This is a genomic window from Bradyrhizobium sp. USDA3516 (genome assembly GCF_057651995.1).
This window is the reverse complement of sequence record NZ_JBYGYN010000013.1, coordinates 1-16,518: the sequence shown is the minus strand read 5'-3', so window position 1 is coordinate 16,518 and position 16,518 is coordinate 1. Positions and strand designations below refer to the sequence as shown.

The following is a 16,518-nucleotide window of genomic DNA, read 5'->3' as shown; positions in this document are numbered from 1 at the left end:
CGAGCGTGATTGCTCGATCCAGCGACGGAACCAAAAGGTCATTTGAGCGTGCCCCAGCGCTATCCCGACGACGTGGTGAGGCATTTTGTGCAGCAGGCGGCGGAAGCCGGCATGGATGTCTTCCGCATCTTCGATTGCCTGAATTGGGTCGAAAACATGCGCGTTGCTATTGATGCCTTGTGCGAGACCGGAAAGCTGGCGGAAGGCGCAATTTGCTATACGGGTGATATTCTCGACCCAGCTCGTGCCAAGCATACTTGCAACACTACGTCGATCTCGCAAAGCAATTGGAGAGAGCGGATGTCATGTTCTTGGGATTAAGGACATGGCCGGCCTACTTCGTCCGGCAGCAGCAGCTGCGCTCGAAGGCGTTGCGCGAAAAAGTTGGGTGGCTTCCCATTCACTTGCATACCCATGAGACATCGGGGATTTCGGCTGCGAGTGTACTGGCTGCGGGTCAAGGCAGAAATCGATGCATTCGATGCAGCGATGGACTTTATGTCCGGATTGACGTCCCAGCCGTGTCTCGGCTCACCGGTCGAGGCGTTGCGTCACACTCCTAGAGAAACCGGCCTGGATCCACGCGCCATCCGCGGCATAAGCTATTGCTGGGAACAGGTACCAAAACAATGTGCTGCGTTCGAGAGCGGTCTCAGATCGGGAGCGTCAGAAATCTACTGCACGAGATGCTGGGCGGTCAGTTCACCAACTTGAAGGAACAGGCGCAATCCCTGGGTTTTGAGAATCGTTGGAACGAGGTGGCGGAGACCTATCGAACGGCGAACGATTCTTTCGGCCACATCATCAAGGTCACTCCATCCTCGAAGGTCGTCGGCGACATGGCGCTCATGATGACGGCCCAGGCCTTGACCCCCACAGGATGTGCTCGACCCCTCCGCCGATATCGCGTTTCCGCCCTCGGTTATAAAGATGCTGCGCGGAGATCTTGGAAAACCGCATGGTGCGTGGCCGGCTGGCCTGCACGAGAGAGTCCTGAAGGGCGAGCGTCCGAGCACGGCACAACCAGGAGCACTGATTCCGCGGGCCGAACTTGCCTATGCACGGCTTGAGGCGGCCGATCGCTGTGGCCGCGCGGTCACTGAATCCGAACTCTCATCGTACTTGATGTACCCTAAGGTTTTCACAGAGTTTTGCGCCGCGAACGGCAAATATGGACCCGTATCTACCACATTTTTTCGCGGTATGCGCGGTGACGAGATTTCCGTCGCGATTGATAAAGGCAAGACACTAATTATTCGCTTGCGAGCGATTGGAGAAACGAACGAGGAAGGCCAAGTCCGAGTCTTCTTCGAATTAAACGGGAAACCACGCGTCATCACGGTTCCAAACCGCTCCGCGGCGGCCAGCAGTCCCGCGCGCCTCAAAAGCTGATGCGACAAAGGAAAAAAATGTACGGCCCAGATGCCTGGCGCAATATCCGCAGTCGCGGTCAAACCGGGACCGGAGATCAAAGTTGGCGACATTCTAGTCACTATCGAGGCTATGAAAATGGAAACGACCATTCCCGCGCTGAAGGCGGCGGTCATTTCCGAGTTATTGGTTAAGGTGGGTGATCACATCGAGGCCAAGGACTTGCTCCTGACCATTATCTAGCCATACCTCGACAAACAGCGGCATTGTACGGAGCGCGTTTAGATCGCATGACTATGCAGGTGCATCCGCGATCGTAACCACGTGCAACCGCCGCCGTGCGGCGCCGTTGCCGCGAATATCCGTCAGCATGCTGCTAGCGCAGCGCGCTTGCCGAACGACGAACCACCTCCGAGATGTGCAGCAGCTGCCCGGCCAGCCGGATCGTCTTGCGTCAGACCATGCCGATAGTTCGCGAAGGTTGCGGATTGCCGAAGCGGGCGATCGATACGGGTGCCGAGCGCGTCTCTACGGAAGTCGCTATCTCCGGGATCAGGGTAACACCGATGCCTGCTCCCCCATTTGAGCGAGCGTAGACAGCGAGTTCGCATCCAATGCCTCCCGCGATGGTGATGATCGCGTGTTGCAGAACGACAGGGCTTGGTCTCGAAAACAGTGCCCTTCCTCCAAGAGCAGTAGCCGCATTTCGCGCAGAGTTTCGCTGTTGCGCACCGGCGATCCCTCATCCTCGCTCGGCCGCACTGCCAGAAACTTCTCCGAAAACAACGCTATTTCGGTTAGCGAAGGTTCGCACAAGGACAGAGCGACAACGGCTGTCCGGGTGCACCGGTGGTCTTCAGATGCCTGCCTCTTGCAATCGAAGCACTGAGGACCAAGCCTCATCGTGACGTTTCCACGGCAAACTGACAGATAACGAGAGCTGGTGGCAGACACCGAGCGTTGCCGCGATATCAGGAGCAAATTCACCAAACCTACGACACTGCAAACAAAGCAAAGGCAAGGATCAGTGTTTTTGAAAGCTCGCAGGGCTTAAACGGATGTTAGCTGCGCATTGAGAACGAGTTCACGAAGTGGACGTTGGTGCTGCGGGGGCGTTGGTGCTGGCCGCAAGAGCCATTGCCGAGGATAAGACATCGCGACGCCCTTAAGCATTGTCATTCTATTGCGGCATCGGGCATCCTGGCGGCGTAGCCTTCACGAGCAAGCGCGACATTCCGGCGCGCGGCGGACCTGGTTGCGGTAACACGACGCTTGTAGCGCAATCCGCGCAACGACGGTCATCCCAGGAATTTGGCCGAGAGCTTCAACAATGAAGAGATGTCCGTCGCAAAGGTCAGAGAAATAAAACTGCAGACGATCGCAGAACGCGTACAAACGGGCGGCAGGCTGGAGCGTCACAGCCCAGAGCAAATCTTCTTTTTTCATTGAGAGTGGCGCGCCGCAGTTGCGGAGAAAATGGCGAGCGATGATCGAGCGCTTTTTAAAATCATGTGTGCCCGTGCGCGGTTCAGGCTCATCAAATATCGGCAAGGACGGACTGGCCAATCGCCGCAATCGTTCAAAAGATGCGTCGGGAAACCGACGTGTGTCGTATAGAGAACCAGCGCATTTCACACAAATGAGTCCGCACCCAAGCGGTGGCCGATCACGTCTATAACTGAGGCTACTATGTCCTGCGCAACCATATGAAGGCCAAGGGCGGCAGGCGGCACAGAACGGGCTCCTCTTTACGGCGCGCATGCGTCGCCGGCGCGGAATGTCTCAACTCATTCCGTGCTGGCATGGAGTTTGCGTAGCCCCTTGGCTGAAGGAATTCGAGATAAGCGATCATCTACCCAACGCTTCGCGTGACGTCAGGCAGCGGCCCGCACCCTCTAGCGAAACGACAATGTCGTCCAATTCCACCCGCTTCTGGATATGTTCAAGTGCGATTTGCGTGTCAAGGAGGATCGAGCTTGGCGAATTTCCAACGGAACATGCGCAGACTATGAATTTACCGCCTGGCCACCATCACGTCGAAGGGGTTGATCAGCGGCTGCCATTTCACTGCATAGCCCTGGTCTTGCAGGGGGCTGGTGCTCTGGGGGCATACCAGGGAGGCGTCTACGAGGCCTTGGTCGAGGCCAACATCCATCCTAATTGGGTCGCCGGTATCTCCATCGGAGCGATCAACGCTGCCATCATCGCGGGCAACCCGCCCGACGCGCGTCTTGATCGCGTACGAGAATTTTGGACGCAAGTGACATCTGGTGGACCTTGGTATTGCACCAGCAATCCCTTTATCGACTTAGCCCGCAGCGCCGGTGCGCGCAATTTCTTCAACCAGGTGAGCGCAAGCTTTGCGGTAGTATGCGGTGCAACGGGATTTTTCTCCACGCGGACCATGCCCCCCTGGTCGCAACGCGACGGGACGAGCGAGGCCACCAGCTTTTATGATACTAGCAGCTTAAAGATGACGCTGGAGCGCCTCGTCGATTTTGATCGTCTTAATGCTGGAATGATCCGATTCAGTGCAGGTGCAGTCAACGTACGAACAGGCAATGTCGTCTATTTCGATAACAGCACTCACACGATCATGCCGGAGCACATCATGGCGAGCGGAGCGCTGCCGCCAGGTTTTCCGGCCATAGAGATAGATGGTGAGCACTACTGGGATGGTGGCCTCGTATCCAATACACCACTGGAATGGCTACTTGAGTCTGACGCTCCCCAGGACATGCTCGCGTTCCAGGTCGACGTGTGGAGCCCTCGCGGACAGATACCGCGCAACATGGCGGAAGTCGCCGCGCGCCAAAAGGAGATTCAATATTCGAGCCGCACGCGACGAAGCCTCCGCCAGCTTAGGCGCGTGCAGCAGCTACGGCGTGCACTCGCTGCCCTGTTGGATCGGATCCCCGAAGATCTCAGCGAAGATGAGACTGTGAAGCTTCTGAGAGCTTCTTCTATCTGTCATAACGTCTATAACGTCGTCCAATTGACCTACCGTGCGCGGAAGCACGAGGGACACTCAAAAGATTACGAGTTCTCCCGCGTTTCGATGCAAGAGCGTTGGCGCGCAGGTTATAAGGATGGGTTACGCGTGCTGCGCCATCCCGAGGTGTTCGGTCGCCCCGCAAGTCCTGACGGCGTCTTTACGCTCGAGCTTGACCAGGATGGCCGCGAGTAAAGCAAGCTGGTAATTCCCAACCTCAGGAGAACTGAATGCGCGAGAACGAAGTGCTCCAACGGGCGTTCGCGATGCCGCTCACCAATCCAGCGTATTCACGAGGGCCGTATCGGTTTGTCGATCGCGAATACCTTATAATTACATACCGCACCGATCCAGCAAAGCTGCGAGCAGTGTTACCTGAGCCGCTGGAGTTCGATGAGCGGCAAGCGCTTGTGAAATATGAATTCATTCGCATGCCGGATTCAAACAGATTTGGCGACTACACAGAAAGCGGTCAGGTGATCCCTATATCCTTTCGAGGACGTAGCGGTAGCTACACGCACTGCATGTTTCTTAACGACGAGGCGGCCATTGCAGGTGGACGAGAACTGTGGGGCTTTCCAAAAAAGCTCGCCCAACCGATGTTGCGAACCGAAGTTGAGACGATTATCGGTACACTGGACTATGGGCCGCTGCGAGTTGCAACAGGTACGATGGGCTACAAACACGGCGAGGCCGACTTGGCTCAAGTCAAAGCCGCGCTCGAGGAGCCGAATTTTCTGCTCAAAATCATCCCACATGTCGATGGCAGTCCGCGCATATGCGAATTGGTAGAATACAGGCTTGAGGAAATAGCTCTAAAGGGAGCCTGGACCGGGCCGGCGGCCTTGTCCCTGACCCCTCACGCATTGGCTCCGGTAGCTGAATTACCGGTTCTCGAGATCGTAGCCTCTATCCACATCCGCGCCGACCTTACACTTGGCCTCGGGCGAGTTGTCCATGATTATCTCCAGCAGGAGAATCGTAGCGCCCGCGATAAAGCGTTTGTCACCTGACGACAACACGGCCTGAATGCGATTTTGTCGCAAGCAAAGTTGTTGGCTCGTTGTCGTTCCGGGTCGGAAGGGGAGGATAGTGAGAAAGGAGTAGTGGCGCAATCCGCGGACCGACAACGAAATCAGCTGAGCCGGTGATGACGGCCCTTCTCTGGCTCTTGCCCTCCCTCGACTTGGCGTTTACCACAGCGTGTATGGGAGTTGCAGCGACGCGAGGGTTCATAGCTGCCGAGCGACGCATTCGGCGGCATGCATGCGGGAAAGGCCGTGCGCTCGAGCCACGGGTGCACCTGAAAGCAGCGCTCTAGTGGAGAATCGCCCTCGCGTGCCAGAAGCGGGTGTTGCCCGCAGACATTCGATCGGTCAGAGCAGCATCATCAACTCCATTTCATCCCCGACCGCCTGATCCGCCTTGCCGGCCGCGACGCCTGGCCACGACCGTCCAATATTCCGGATCGCTCCGCCGGCCGGCCTTCCGGCGCTTGGGACCGATCGTGGCTCCAGAGGTCCCGGAGCTACCGTGCCCTGAGAGCATTTCCCGGCAAAACGAGGAGATGCACGATTATCGCCCTGCCTCCGTGGCCTGGCACCGATGCTGCTTTTAGCATCGACGAAAGGAGCATCGGCTCCAGAACAAGCAATGCGGGGGACCTCTGACGCGAGCCAGCATTCGATCCTTCACGTAACAGCACAGGCGAAGTCGCCTGAACAGATTTGCGCCTCTCCGCCTTTCGCGGAGCGTGATGACTACTGACGCTTGAGTCGGCTTCGTACATAAATGGAGAAGGTGATGACAGTTGCAGGCGCGCACGACCTGGATCCGTAGGAAACCCAGGAGTGTCTGGATGCGCCGTCAGCCATCAAGGGACATCGCGGCAACGAGCGGGCCGAGTTCGTCGTCAACACGAAGGTCGATGCGGCTCGCAAAGGCGGGCTTAAGATTGCGCAGACGCTGACGACGTCCTATTGCAACACCATTCCGCTGACCCAACAGCCGCCCTTGCCAGGCGAACTCGCCATCGAGCACAAGCTGCGCTCGATCATCCGCTGGATCGCGCTCGCGATCGTGCTGCGCGCTAACAAGGAAAGCTCGAGCCCTGGTCGGCGGAATCTCGTCTTCGAGGGCCTGTTCGCCAGGATGATGTACCTCTCGCTCTACAAGATACGCGAATACGCGCTGCATGGTCTGGTGAAGGTGACGCGCGACTCGCTCGCCCGCCGAATCACGCGCCGGACTGAGCCGCATGTGAAGCTCCATTGATCGAGGGGCACGGCCAGGAGTCGTGCCGTTGAGAAACTGCGCGAGGACGATAGCGCTTGGGAGGAACGCTGATGGACGCTGTGGTCCTTGCACACGTGCAGTTCGCCGCAAACATCACGTTCCACATCCTGTTTCCGTCGATCTCGATCGCGCTCGGTTGGGTGCCGCTGTTCTTTTGCCTGAAGCATCTGCACGCCGTCGATCAACCGGCCAAGCTGGACTAGCTCCATCCTACCGCCCTGGACCAAGATCTTCGCCTTGACGTTCGCGCTCGGTGGAGCGCGTCGGCAATATCGCAAGTCCTTTGCTGAGCTATGAGGTGCTGACCGCATTCTTTCTCGAGGCGGGCTTTCTCGGCTTGATGCTGTTCGGCCACAGGCGGGTTGGCAAGATGATTCACCTCGGCTCAAGCTGTCTCGTCGCGCTCGGAACGTTGTTGAGCGCGTTCTGGATCCTCGCGCGCGATTCCTGGATGCAGACGCCTGCGGAATACGAGATGGTGGATGGCGAATTTCACGCCCGACGCAGGCTCGAGATCGTCCTTCAACGCCCTCCTCGTGATTACAAGCTCGCGATCCTCGGCGCCGGTCCGGACGATGGACGCTTGGTAGCCAGAAAAGACTCCGGGCACCGGTACGAGATTGCCAACGTAGTGGTTGACCACCCAAAGCAGGGTGCTGATCGCCGCCTAGTTGGTGATGAGGGAGTAGATTGAGCTATGATCTGGATCCGACGTGCCCTTCAGTGTCGGGGGTCGCTCATAGTGAGGCAAAATAGCCAGCCGGAATTTGCGGCTTGCAGTCCGAGAGCGCAAAACGCCACGTTATCTCAGAGGAGCGATATTCCTGAGCGGTCGGCGCGCTGTATCATATGTGTACTCAACTGCTACAAAGCCAAATGGCATGCACAAGGAAAGTCTAGGTCTCCGTGCAGAGGCAGGTTACCCCGGGACACCTACATTCCTGCCAAGTGCAAGTTTCGAGAAAATCGAGGGATTAAGTCCGTTGTTTAAGTTGCATCAAAAGTTGCAACTTCCTTATTGTGCGCTTCTCCCGCTAGTTCAAGGCACGACAGTAGGTGATCAGCTGATGAAACAGTCGCGGTTGAACAACTCCAAGTCGCGAATATATGATTGCGGCGCATTGAAGTAGTTGTGGATACAATATACATCTTCAAGTAGATTATACTTTCAAGGCGACGGGTCCTTATTCCGCTCGCGAGTGCATGCCGCGAACCAGTTCTAATCTTCATCGTGCGCATGAGTCCGTGCAGGATGAATGGAGCACGACGCAGCCGTTGTTCGGGCATTTTCCAAGCATGAGTTCGGAGACGAGGCGAACGTCGCGCGAGCTCAAAAAGAAAGCTGGTTTCGTTTCATGGACTGGACATGGATTGCGTTTATGATCTGCACTGTTGATCGGGCTGCAAATCGATCTGCCGGCCTCACATGCGAGTGTCCTTCGATGAGAACGGCACTAGGCGTGTCGACACGCACAGGGATCGGGATTCTAAGGTGCTGGTGGTGTGTATCGGAATTCAGCCGCCTAATGGAGCGGCGCGGTGACCCACGTTCAAACAATTCGGGTGTGTAGCATCAAGGTGTTTTTTAGAGCTTGTCGCCAGACTGCGACCACCACTGTGCCTGTTGAGACATCACAGAAAGAGGCCTCGTAATGAGTGGAACAATCGCTGTTGAAAATGTCATTCCGCGAGCAGACATCGTCAAGCACGCGGAGCGGCTTGGTGCCGAAATCAAGAACATCACGATCTCGGACGATCTGCAAGACGATGTCATCGTAGCGTTCAACCGGCTGCTGCTAGACCACAAGGTCATCTTCTTCCGTGATCAGGGTCATCTCGATGACGCCCAGCAACACCGTTTTGTGCTCCGGCTCGGCTCGCTGTTACCGAATCCCACAATGACGGATAAAATGGACGGTTTACGGCAGGAGCTGTCCGATCCCGTCTGCAGTCATGTCAACCAGATGAATGACGAGCTGGTCCGCACAGCCATTTCGGTGCTGCGACTCGCGGCGGTCCCGCCTTTTGACGGTGACATTGCTTGGTCGAGCAGGGCCGCCGCTTATCTTGACCTTCCCGATCCCCTGCGGATGCTCGCGGATAACCTCTGGGCCGTGAGCTGCGTCGCATCTGATCTTACTACGACAGAGAGAGTCACCGATGGCAACAAGCGGCCTTCGTGGGGCGTATCCACTGGAACGATCTACGAAACCACACATCCGATTGTTCGTGTTCATCCCGAAACCGGCGAACGCATGCTATCGCTCGGTCGTTCCGTGGAGAGCTTCGTCGGCCTGCAGCGCTATCCCAGCCAAAGACTGTTTGAACGGCTGCAATCCTACCTCATTGCGCCCCGGAACACCCTGTGCTGGAACTCGAAATCAGGCGACGTCGTAATCTGGGATAGTCGCGCGACTGAGCCGTACCCTATCAAAAAAACCGGCAGTCCTCACTGGGCCACGGACCAGCATGCCTTTGACGCCCGCGTACCGCACGAGAAGAGGCGAAAAGCACGGGCCGCAAAGGCTGCCTGACATTGTCCGCATCTCCCGGATCGTAAGACGCCGGAGACCTCACACTAAGTCGGGACCTTGCAATGTCGAGTGAGCCGGCCTTATGCGCCAGACCGGCTAATAGGCTCAGCTGCAACCGCAACTTCTTGCAGGCCCAAGAGCATTAATCTTCAGGCATCGTCTCTGCTCAACGGTCAAACCGTTGCTGCAGGATCTCATGCAACCGTTGGCTCTCGCTCGGCGGGCAGCATGCCCTCCATCGTAGCGGGATAGTCAGGCCCGGCTTAACTCACACCCAATTCAGGCGACGTCTCGGATGGGCTCGATTCACAGCGCCCGGCGGCGGTTTAAACTATCTCGCTCGCGATCGTGCCCGCGTCTTACGCGTCCCATAAACAAACCGTCAGTCGAGCCTTTCGAGAAGGCCTAAATTGCGCCCTGCATGGGCATCCCGCGCTCCCGAAGGTCCCATCCTCAAGCCGCTTACCAGCTTGATCTACCGACCGACAGCTCTGGTCTACGGACCTGCTCTCATGCTCTTCCCCACGAGGGTAGCAGTGCCCTCCATCCCCTTGCGGAAGTCTCTTGCTTGTGGCGTTCCGATCACCCGAATGCCGCCCGACTAACCGATCACAGTTCCGAACAGACTGTTCGAAAACCTCGGTTTCAAGCGGCTCGGTAGGCTTACGGCGAGCGCCCTACGAGTTCATTTTTGAAGATGCTCGTGCCTTACGCCAGGCTGCCCTCGGCTCGCTAGGCGGAACCCCGCCGGGACGACATCCGTTGGAGCAGGTGAGCGGAATCGTCGACTATAGACCGATGAAGCGCGTGGCCCTCCGGCTCGATTCCGCCCAAGCGTTAGCCAAAACATGGCTCGCTCAATAATTACGTTTGTTTCGGGCAAGCCGTGTCGGCTTGCGCCCTCTGGACATCGGCTTGGGGGGCATTGCACCCTTAGCCGGCTGGGTGAATAATTCAGACAAGTGAACGCCCAAAGTCGCGGCGATGCGTTCCAGGAGATCAATAGTCGGGTTCTCTTTCTTTTGCTCAATGCGCCCCATGTATGAGCGGTCGATCCCGGCATCATAGGCCAATTGGTCTTGCGGAATGCCGCGCTCTACGCGGATCCGGCGCACATTCCAGGCCACAAGCGCACGAGCGTTCATGCGCAGAGGCAGCCATTCCGATGATTATCAAACCACTGGTTATAGCCAGACTATTACGATAAGCTCGAGCCGGTGGTGATTGGTCTTCCCCAATTGCTTCGAGGAACGAGGCAACGTGAGATGCAGACGCAGCTAGCGGGTACCCGTCTTCTCGTTGACCATCACAAGCGGTTCTCGTGAGGCAATAGCTTGCCATCAGCGGCAGAGAAAAACAGCGCTCAAAGGTGCCTGCGGCGTTTTCCCGAGACGGCGACCATATAGGACGAATGTTCAACTGTGGGTCGAAACGGAAACGAATATTCTCCAGTTGGCGGGTTCTGGTTATTTGCCTTTCACGAGTGAGACCTGACCCGTCACAACGGACCACCAGCCCTCCGCCAGGAACAAGGGCAACCTAGTTACAGGGCACATCTGCAATCGCTTGCAGTATGGACTGCGATGAAAAAGGGAAAGCGCAGGATCGAGCCACCAGCTCAATGTGAGCCGATATGCGATCGCGATCTCAGCGCGAAAAGGAGGTCGGCGTGCGACCATTGAGCAGGTACCAAAGCGACCTCAGATTAGTTATCGTTGCTGTGATTTCGGTAGATTTTTCAGCTGGGTAGGAGTTTCTGGCAGTGCCAACCGAGCCGAAGATTGCGGAATTGGCGCCCAGCGTCGACGAACTCACGTCATATGACAGGGAGCACGCCGTCGCTTACGTGCGACTGCTTGATGCGGACGCTGACAAGGCAGATTGGTGCGAAATAGCGCGAATCGTGCTCGGACTTGACCCCACCGTTGAACCGGATCGCGCGCGACGCACATTCGAAAGTCATCTGACTCGGGCCAAGTGGCTAGCGGGCCACGGCTATCGCGGTCTGCTACGTAGCGGTTGGCCCAAACAATGATCAGCGCGGATGTCAGGGGCGCCGGAATGTGTCGCGATCGCAAAAGTCGATCATTCCATCGATTAAGTGCCTGCAAGGCGCATACACGATAAGCAAGCACCGGAAAGAGCCACAATCATCGGATGCATTTCGCCGCGTCTGAAGATTTTACGGGAAAGGTGCGATGCCGGATACTGACTGGAGATCTGAGGAAGCATACAGCGGCCTGATGAAGGCGGATGCTGCCGACCTGGCCTGGGAGTGGCTGCGCCGGGATCGCGACTACCAAGAGGATTATCAGCGGCTATCTCGCCGTGAACGTTCAAGCGCAGCGGCGGGCCAGTTCCGACGCAAGTGGGGACTCTCGTTTTCCTGCTGATCCGCAAAGGACTTTCGACGAGCACTCAGTCTTTTGGGCACCCGAGGTGCTGCCGACCGTACTGGCTGTGCGGGCGGCCAACGTCATTGCGCCCAAAAGCTATCAGCTCGATTTCGACAATCTGCCGGGCAGCGAGCTTCGTCGTGCGCCGGATGGATGGCATGCGATCCTGCCGCTTGGGGGCACGAAGCATCGCCTTTGGCTAAGGGAGCTTCCGGTGAGCGGATATTCTGTCGATCTGCCGCTCGACGCCGATTTCGAGCTGCGGTTGGGGGCCGCGCGTCGATTTTGGCTCGCCCTTGAGCGTCGGGCGCTCGGAATGCCTCCTCTTGCTTTGCCTGCTTTGAAGCAGCGTCGGCTGATCCTTGCGCTGCGTGCTGTGGATGGATGGCACGAAGGAAATAGCTACCGCCAAATCGCGCAGGGCCTGTTTGGAAGCCGTCGTATTGCTGAGCGCGCCTGGAAAACAGGCGATTTGCGCAGCCGAACCATTCGACTTGTTAAGCTGGGGCGGCGCCTCATGCGCCTTCGCTGGCGAGCATTGCTCGACAAACGCAGGGGCAGGGATGACAAGTAAAGGGCTGCGGCGCAATAAACGGCCGACCTCCGTTTGCCTGCCAATTCTTCTGCCACGGCACGATGGCGGCCAGAATAGAGTTTTGCGCTACGATCTCTCATTATTGGCGTCTTGATTGCTGCACCAAGCGGCGACGAATGTGCTCGAATAGCTTTCTTAAGGTGAGCGATCTCAAACTGAGCATTGATCTCCCGCTGTGCCGGATCGAGGGACACCGCTAGACCTCAGGCAGCCTGCACAGGTGCGACCTTTTTGCAAAGACGAGACAGCCATCGGCAAAAAGAACGTGCGATCTCGGGGTGCGCGCTGCGATCTACGGCATAGGCGCGATATTGCATGCCACTTGGAGCGCGGGTGCCAGGGACGATTTGCAAAGCGCCCCCTCGCACGAGGTCACTGACGATGATTTCCGGCGCGACAAGAAGGCATTTTCCTGTCATGACGGCCGGCAGAGCAAGATAATTGTGATCATACCGCGCGCCCGCTCGTATGTCGCTTGAAGACAGGTTCATGGCCCTCAGCCATGTCGGCAGGATGTCGGGGCGGGATGTGATGTTCAGTATAGGGGTTGAGCGGACAAGCGAGAGCTCTTTACCCCCGACGAGATTTGGCGGGCCGACGCACACCAGCTCCTCTTTGTAGATCTCCCAACTGTCGGCGGGTTCGATGACGGATAGGTCCCGTGTAATCAAAATATCGAAATCATCCGAAGATGTCGGCGGCGCCAGCGAGCTGACGATGTCGACGATAACGCCACCCGCTTCAGAAGAGAAAGCCTGCAGATTTGGAATAAGAAAAGAGAAAGCAAAGGTCGATAGTGACGTGCGGACCACAATCCGATTCGTTGCTGTGCCGGCACGGCGTCGCATTCTCTTCGCGGTAAAGCCAACCGTTTCGAGCGGCTCAGACACTGCGTTCGCGAAAAGCCTCCCAAACTCGGTCAAATCGCTGCGCCGTCCACGCCGCTCGATGAGATCAGCGCCCAGATAATCCCGCAGTACAGCCAAATATCGGCTGACCGAACTTTGCGTTGTTCCCAAACTGGTGGCCGCGCGCGTGACGCTGCCTTCCTTGGCAACGGTCACAAACGCGCGGATGGCATTTAAAGGAACCTCATCGTCTTGAGTCGCCATTGTCTGCTCCGGCGTCAGAATGAGCATCCATCACATTATTCGATGCCCATAGCGGATCGCCGCGTATCATGGGTCGGCCACGCATGAAATCCTCGTGGAAACGAGATACCCTGCCCCAGTACCGCACAAGACCTGCGTCTCAGCTGGTGTTTGTCGGGGCTAAGTCCTTTTGCCGCGTGCCGGCTTCGGCTTGCGACCTTTAGGTAACGTTGCAGGTGGCGGCGCCCCCTTGGATGGCCGAACGAAAAGCTCGGAGACAGCGACGCCGAGCGTCTCGGCAAGCCGATCGAGGAGATCAATTGTCGGGTTCGCCTGTTGACGCTCAAGTCCGCTCATATAGGAGCGATCAACACCTGCATCGTAGGCCAATTGCTCTTGCGGAATACCGCGCTGGACGCGGATCCGGCGCACATTGTAAGCCACAAGCGCACGAGCTCTCATGCGCGAAAGCAGCCATTTCGACGGTCATCAAACCACTGGCTATAACCTACAAAAAAACATCACCGGATTTGAAAGGTATGCGAGCCACCGTATCGCCTTTCCCCGACGCTATGGGAGCGGGCCGCATATGCGCCGGTATGTCGACCGTCTTTCAATTCGCGGCGGCGCCAGTTTTCTGGGCTGGCCGAAGCTCACCCAAACTGCTGCCTCGGCAGCGGTTCGATTCCGCTGCCCAACTCGCACGAACAGCCTCGAGCCAAGCAAAGATGCTGGCTGAGCGAGGCGAGGCTCCTCCATTCATCGCAATGGAGTTGTAGCTCCGATGAAATGAGCTGGCGCACTGACTATCGCGATCGCAGCGACAGCCGTTCAGCCATCTTTGTAGCGGTCTTTATCCGTGGATCGGCGCAGACGGCGCGTTTCAGGGACCCTAATCTCGTTCATTCTCCGGACTCAGAGAATTTCGTCTACCGGTACAGCATCTTTGTGGACGTTCCGCACGCTGCCTTCAGCGATGAGACGGACTTCTAGGCCCTCCCGTCCGCTCAAGAGGCAGGACGGCGAACTCTCTTAGCTGAGGCTCAAGGAACGCGCGCCGGTCGGGTCATCAAGTATAACGACAAGTTCAAATCAAACGCGGTACGGCAAGTCATAACCTATTTTGGCAGCAGCCACCGACCGCACAAGAGTGGCGTCCAGAGAGCAAAGTCTCGCAGTGTCGACTTGGAACGCGGAGGCGCTAGCGCGAGGGCAAGCGGCGAGAGGTCGCGACTTCGATCCGCCAATGAAGTCGGATAGATGCCACGCGTATCGTTACCCATGATGTATGAGCCTGAACGAACCGCTATTCGGCGCGCGCTTGAGACTAACTGAGAGGTTTCGGCTTGGGCGTTGTCCGGACCATTCGAACGCCGCGGGCCGGCTTAGCCCAAGGTCACTCGGCTGAGAGACTTCGATGTTGCCCAGCGACGCTAAGAGTGACAAGGATGCAAGGAAAGAATTGTTGCAGAACACGAGAGCGCTGCAGACACGACTGGCGCGATGGAAGGAACTCCTGCTCGGCCGGGAGCTGCTCTTCTTGCTCGTCCCCGCTTTGCCTGATCGCGCGGCCTGTGCCTGCAATAGCGGGCTGCGGATACAGCGTGCCGACCGACGGCGAGGTGGGAAAATTCAGACCCATGGCTCGACAAGGTCGAGCCGCGGATTAGGTTGCCATCCGGGTGAACACGGAGGCCGGTCAGGAAAAAGTTATCCTCTGTCGCCAGAGCCTGGCTTGTTGGCGCCCTTCGGCATGTTCATCTCCTCGATGTTTACCCAGCCTCAGTGAACGAATCCGATTCTGCTCCTGCTAGCCGCTAGTAGTTCTACCGGGCGGCTTGGCGATCGGGTAGTGAAGCCCTGAAGGCGAAATCGCTGTTCCTGCCCGATGCCGCAAGCCTCTGTGTCGCTGGCCACTTTTGCTCCCGTGAGCGGCAAGCCGCTCGCGGTGCTACAGAATATTGCCGACAGGTACCGCAGGGCACCTACCTAATTAGCGGGCAAGCCTTCGAAGACGCTGTTCCTACCGCGTCAGCGACGTCAAGGGTTAACGGCGGGCGACTCGACACTCAATCCCTGGAAAAGCGCTGTCCCTGCCACGCGCCGCTAACCTTGGCAACAGCCTTGCCCCATTCAGTATCAAGCTCACACTTCGTCTCTCTAGAGTGCCGCCAAGTTGTAGGCTTAGTACGACTGCCAATCACCTACCTGAATTGGTTGGATCGTCTGCTACTCTCTAGGCTGGTCCGCTACCTTCGTGGAAATTGGCGATGTCCAGTAAAGTAAGCCGCTTCGCTTCATGAAAAAGACTTCCACGTGCCGCTCATGACAGAGCCCAAGAATGTTGAAGGAGTAAGATGGGAGGCATGGAAGTGATCGCTTGAAAGACCACACCGCCGCAGAATTTATGACCAATCGGGAAGCAGCGCGGGCGCGAGTCGGCGCCGGTCGGTTTGGGACTGGATCGGCGCTGTCCCTGCCGCGCCTGCGCTGCAAATTGAGGTTAGCAGGAGCGTGACTCGGCGCTGTCCCATTCTGGTAGTGGCGCTGTCTCTACCACGCCTCGCTAACCCTAGCGGCTCTGTACTCACGCTAGCTTTCCAAAAGCTGACGAAGCCTGTGCGGCAATTCACAGGTCGTGTCCCAAGTGATGGTGTAGCTCGGTAGAGCAAAGCCGCCTGCACGCGCGCCCCCAACAGCGCCGTAGCGGGCGGGCGGCTTTGCGGTGGTCATCGATGATTCGCCGGTAGGGTCGGGTTGCTGACACCAACCTGATTCGAGGAACCACCGATGACCGATGAGATGATGAACCTACGCACGCTCGTGGAGAAGACCCCTGATGCGGATCTGTTGCGCGAGATGATCGTCTTCGCCGCCCAGCGGCTGATGGAGCTGGAAGTCGAAAGCGAGACCGGGGCGGCCTAGGGCGAGAAGAATCCCGAGCGTCTGGCCCAGCGTAACGGCTACCGCGACCGGGTCTGGGAGACCCGCGCCGGCACTGTCGAACTGCGCATTCCCAAGTTGCGCAAGGGCTCCTATTTCCCGGGCTTTCTGGAGCCGCGCCGCATGGCCGAGAAGGCGCTCACCGCCGTGGTCCAGGAAGCCTATGTGCAAGGCGTCTCGACCCGTTCGGTGGACGATCTTGTGCAGGCGATGGGGATGAGCGGCATCTCCAAGAGCCAGGTGAGCCGGCTGTGCGGCGAGATCGACGACAGAGTGAAGGCGTTCCTCGGCCGCCCGATCG

Annotated in this window: 16 protein-coding genes and 4 pseudogenes; 15 read left to right on the top strand and 5 right to left on the bottom strand. The window is 57.6% G+C overall.

The genetic code is table 11. The annotated features are described in order from the left end of the window. The first annotated feature begins 9 nt into the window (after positions 1 to 9). From AC24YW_RS32130 to AC24YW_RS32115, 4 genes and pseudogenes are all read left to right on the top strand, one after another. Positions 10 to 321: a hypothetical protein gene (locus AC24YW_RS32130; protein WP_487486645.1), complete on the top strand. Its 312-nt coding sequence runs from the start codon at positions 10 to 12 to the stop codon at positions 319 to 321. A gap of 308 nt (positions 322 to 629) precedes the next feature. Beyond that, positions 630 to 827, top strand: a pseudogene (locus tag AC24YW_RS32125) (hypothetical protein); the annotation flags it as partial. A gap of 103 nt (positions 828 to 930) precedes the next feature. Beyond that, positions 931 to 1,392, top strand: a complete 462-nt coding sequence (locus AC24YW_RS32120) for a hypothetical protein (protein ID WP_487486636.1) — start codon at positions 931 to 933, stop codon at positions 1,390 to 1,392. Between the two features lie 30 nt (positions 1,393 to 1,422). Further along, a complete protein-coding gene (locus AC24YW_RS32115) occupies positions 1,423 to 1,614 on the top strand; it encodes a biotin/lipoyl-containing protein (RefSeq protein WP_487486483.1) in 192 nt (63 codons plus the stop codon). A gap of 133 nt (positions 1,615 to 1,747) precedes the next feature. On the opposite strand, the pseudogene AC24YW_RS32110 reads toward AC24YW_RS32115, so the two are convergent. Together AC24YW_RS32110 and AC24YW_RS32105 are read right to left on the bottom strand one after the other, a co-directional pair. After that, positions 1,748 to 2,208: pseudogene (locus AC24YW_RS32110) on the bottom strand (LysR substrate-binding domain-containing protein); the annotation flags it as partial. Between the two features lie 378 nt (positions 2,209 to 2,586). Beyond that, positions 2,587 to 2,937: a hypothetical protein gene (locus tag AC24YW_RS32105; RefSeq protein WP_487486482.1), complete on the bottom strand. Its 351-nt coding sequence runs from the start codon at positions 2,935 to 2,937 to the stop codon at positions 2,587 to 2,589. A 442-nt stretch (positions 2,938 to 3,379) separates the two neighbouring features. On the opposite strand from AC24YW_RS32105, the gene AC24YW_RS32100 reads away from it, so the two are divergent. The 6 genes and pseudogenes from AC24YW_RS32100 (at position 3,380) to AC24YW_RS32075 (ending at position 9,192) form a co-directional block, all read left to right on the top strand. Continuing rightward, positions 3,380 to 4,558 carry a patatin-like phospholipase family protein gene (locus tag AC24YW_RS32100; protein WP_487486635.1) on the top strand — a complete coding sequence of 393 codons (1,179 nt, stop codon included), beginning with the start codon at positions 3,380 to 3,382 and terminating at the stop codon, positions 4,556 to 4,558. Between the two features lie 35 nt (positions 4,559 to 4,593). Next, positions 4,594 to 5,376 (top strand): acetoacetate decarboxylase, encoded by a 783-nt coding sequence (locus tag AC24YW_RS32095; protein WP_487486481.1) that lies wholly within the window; start codon positions 4,594 to 4,596, stop codon positions 5,374 to 5,376. A 1,108-nt stretch (positions 5,377 to 6,484) separates the two neighbouring features. Then, positions 6,485 to 6,637 (top strand): annotated as a pseudogene (locus AC24YW_RS32090) (NAD(P)/FAD-dependent oxidoreductase); the annotation flags it as partial. A 71-nt stretch (positions 6,638 to 6,708) separates the two neighbouring features. Continuing rightward, a complete protein-coding gene (locus tag AC24YW_RS32085; protein WP_487486480.1) occupies positions 6,709 to 6,861 on the top strand; it encodes a hypothetical protein in 153 nt (50 codons plus the stop codon). A 95-nt stretch (positions 6,862 to 6,956) separates the two neighbouring features. Next, positions 6,957 to 7,352, top strand: coding sequence for a cytochrome ubiquinol oxidase subunit I (locus tag AC24YW_RS32080; RefSeq protein WP_487486479.1), 396 nt, complete (start codon positions 6,957 to 6,959; stop codon positions 7,350 to 7,352). A gap of 958 nt (positions 7,353 to 8,310) precedes the next feature. After that, entirely contained in the window at positions 8,311 to 9,192 is an 882-nt protein-coding gene (locus AC24YW_RS32075; protein ID WP_487486478.1) for a TauD/TfdA dioxygenase family protein, read from the top strand. An 857-nt stretch (positions 9,193 to 10,049) separates the two neighbouring features. Here the strand turns inward: AC24YW_RS32075 and AC24YW_RS32070 are convergent. Continuing rightward, positions 10,050 to 10,337 (bottom strand): helix-turn-helix domain-containing protein, encoded by a 288-nt coding sequence (locus tag AC24YW_RS32070; protein ID WP_487486477.1) that lies wholly within the window; start codon positions 10,335 to 10,337, stop codon positions 10,050 to 10,052. A gap of 617 nt (positions 10,338 to 10,954) precedes the next feature. Here AC24YW_RS32070 and AC24YW_RS32065 point away from each other — a divergent pair. From AC24YW_RS32065 to AC24YW_RS32055, 3 genes are all read left to right on the top strand, one after another. After that, a complete protein-coding gene (locus AC24YW_RS32065; RefSeq protein ID WP_487486476.1) occupies positions 10,955 to 11,227 on the top strand; it encodes a DNA -binding domain-containing protein in 273 nt (90 codons plus the stop codon). Positions 11,228 to 11,390: 163 nt separating this feature from the next. Then, complete coding sequence (locus AC24YW_RS32060; protein ID WP_487486475.1) at positions 11,391 to 11,585, top strand: transcriptional regulator domain-containing protein; 195 nt, start codon at positions 11,391 to 11,393, stop codon at positions 11,583 to 11,585. Continuing rightward, complete coding sequence (locus AC24YW_RS32055) at positions 11,521 to 12,162, top strand: DUF2285 domain-containing protein (RefSeq protein WP_487486474.1); 642 nt, start codon at positions 11,521 to 11,523, stop codon at positions 12,160 to 12,162. Before AC24YW_RS32060 ends, AC24YW_RS32055 begins: the two co-directional genes overlap by 65 nt. Positions 12,163 to 12,386: 224 nt before the next feature. Here AC24YW_RS32055 and AC24YW_RS32050 read toward each other — a convergent pair whose 3' ends face one another. Both AC24YW_RS32050 and AC24YW_RS32045 read right to left on the bottom strand, forming a co-directional pair. Then, positions 12,387 to 13,295 (bottom strand): LysR family transcriptional regulator, encoded by a 909-nt coding sequence (locus AC24YW_RS32050; RefSeq protein WP_487486473.1) that lies wholly within the window; start codon positions 13,293 to 13,295, stop codon positions 12,387 to 12,389. Positions 13,296 to 13,454: 159 nt separating this feature from the next. After that, entirely contained in the window at positions 13,455 to 13,736 is a 282-nt protein-coding gene (locus tag AC24YW_RS32045) for a helix-turn-helix domain-containing protein (RefSeq protein WP_128931963.1), read from the bottom strand. Here AC24YW_RS32045 and AC24YW_RS32040 point away from each other — a divergent pair. After that, positions 13,735 to 14,013, top strand: coding sequence for a hypothetical protein (locus tag AC24YW_RS32040; protein WP_487486472.1), 279 nt, complete (start codon positions 13,735 to 13,737; stop codon positions 14,011 to 14,013). The genes AC24YW_RS32045 and AC24YW_RS32040 overlap by 2 nt on opposite strands. A gap of 2,051 nt (positions 14,014 to 16,064) precedes the next feature. Further along, a pseudogene (locus tag AC24YW_RS32035) lies at positions 16,065 to 16,518 on the top strand (transposase); the annotation flags it as partial.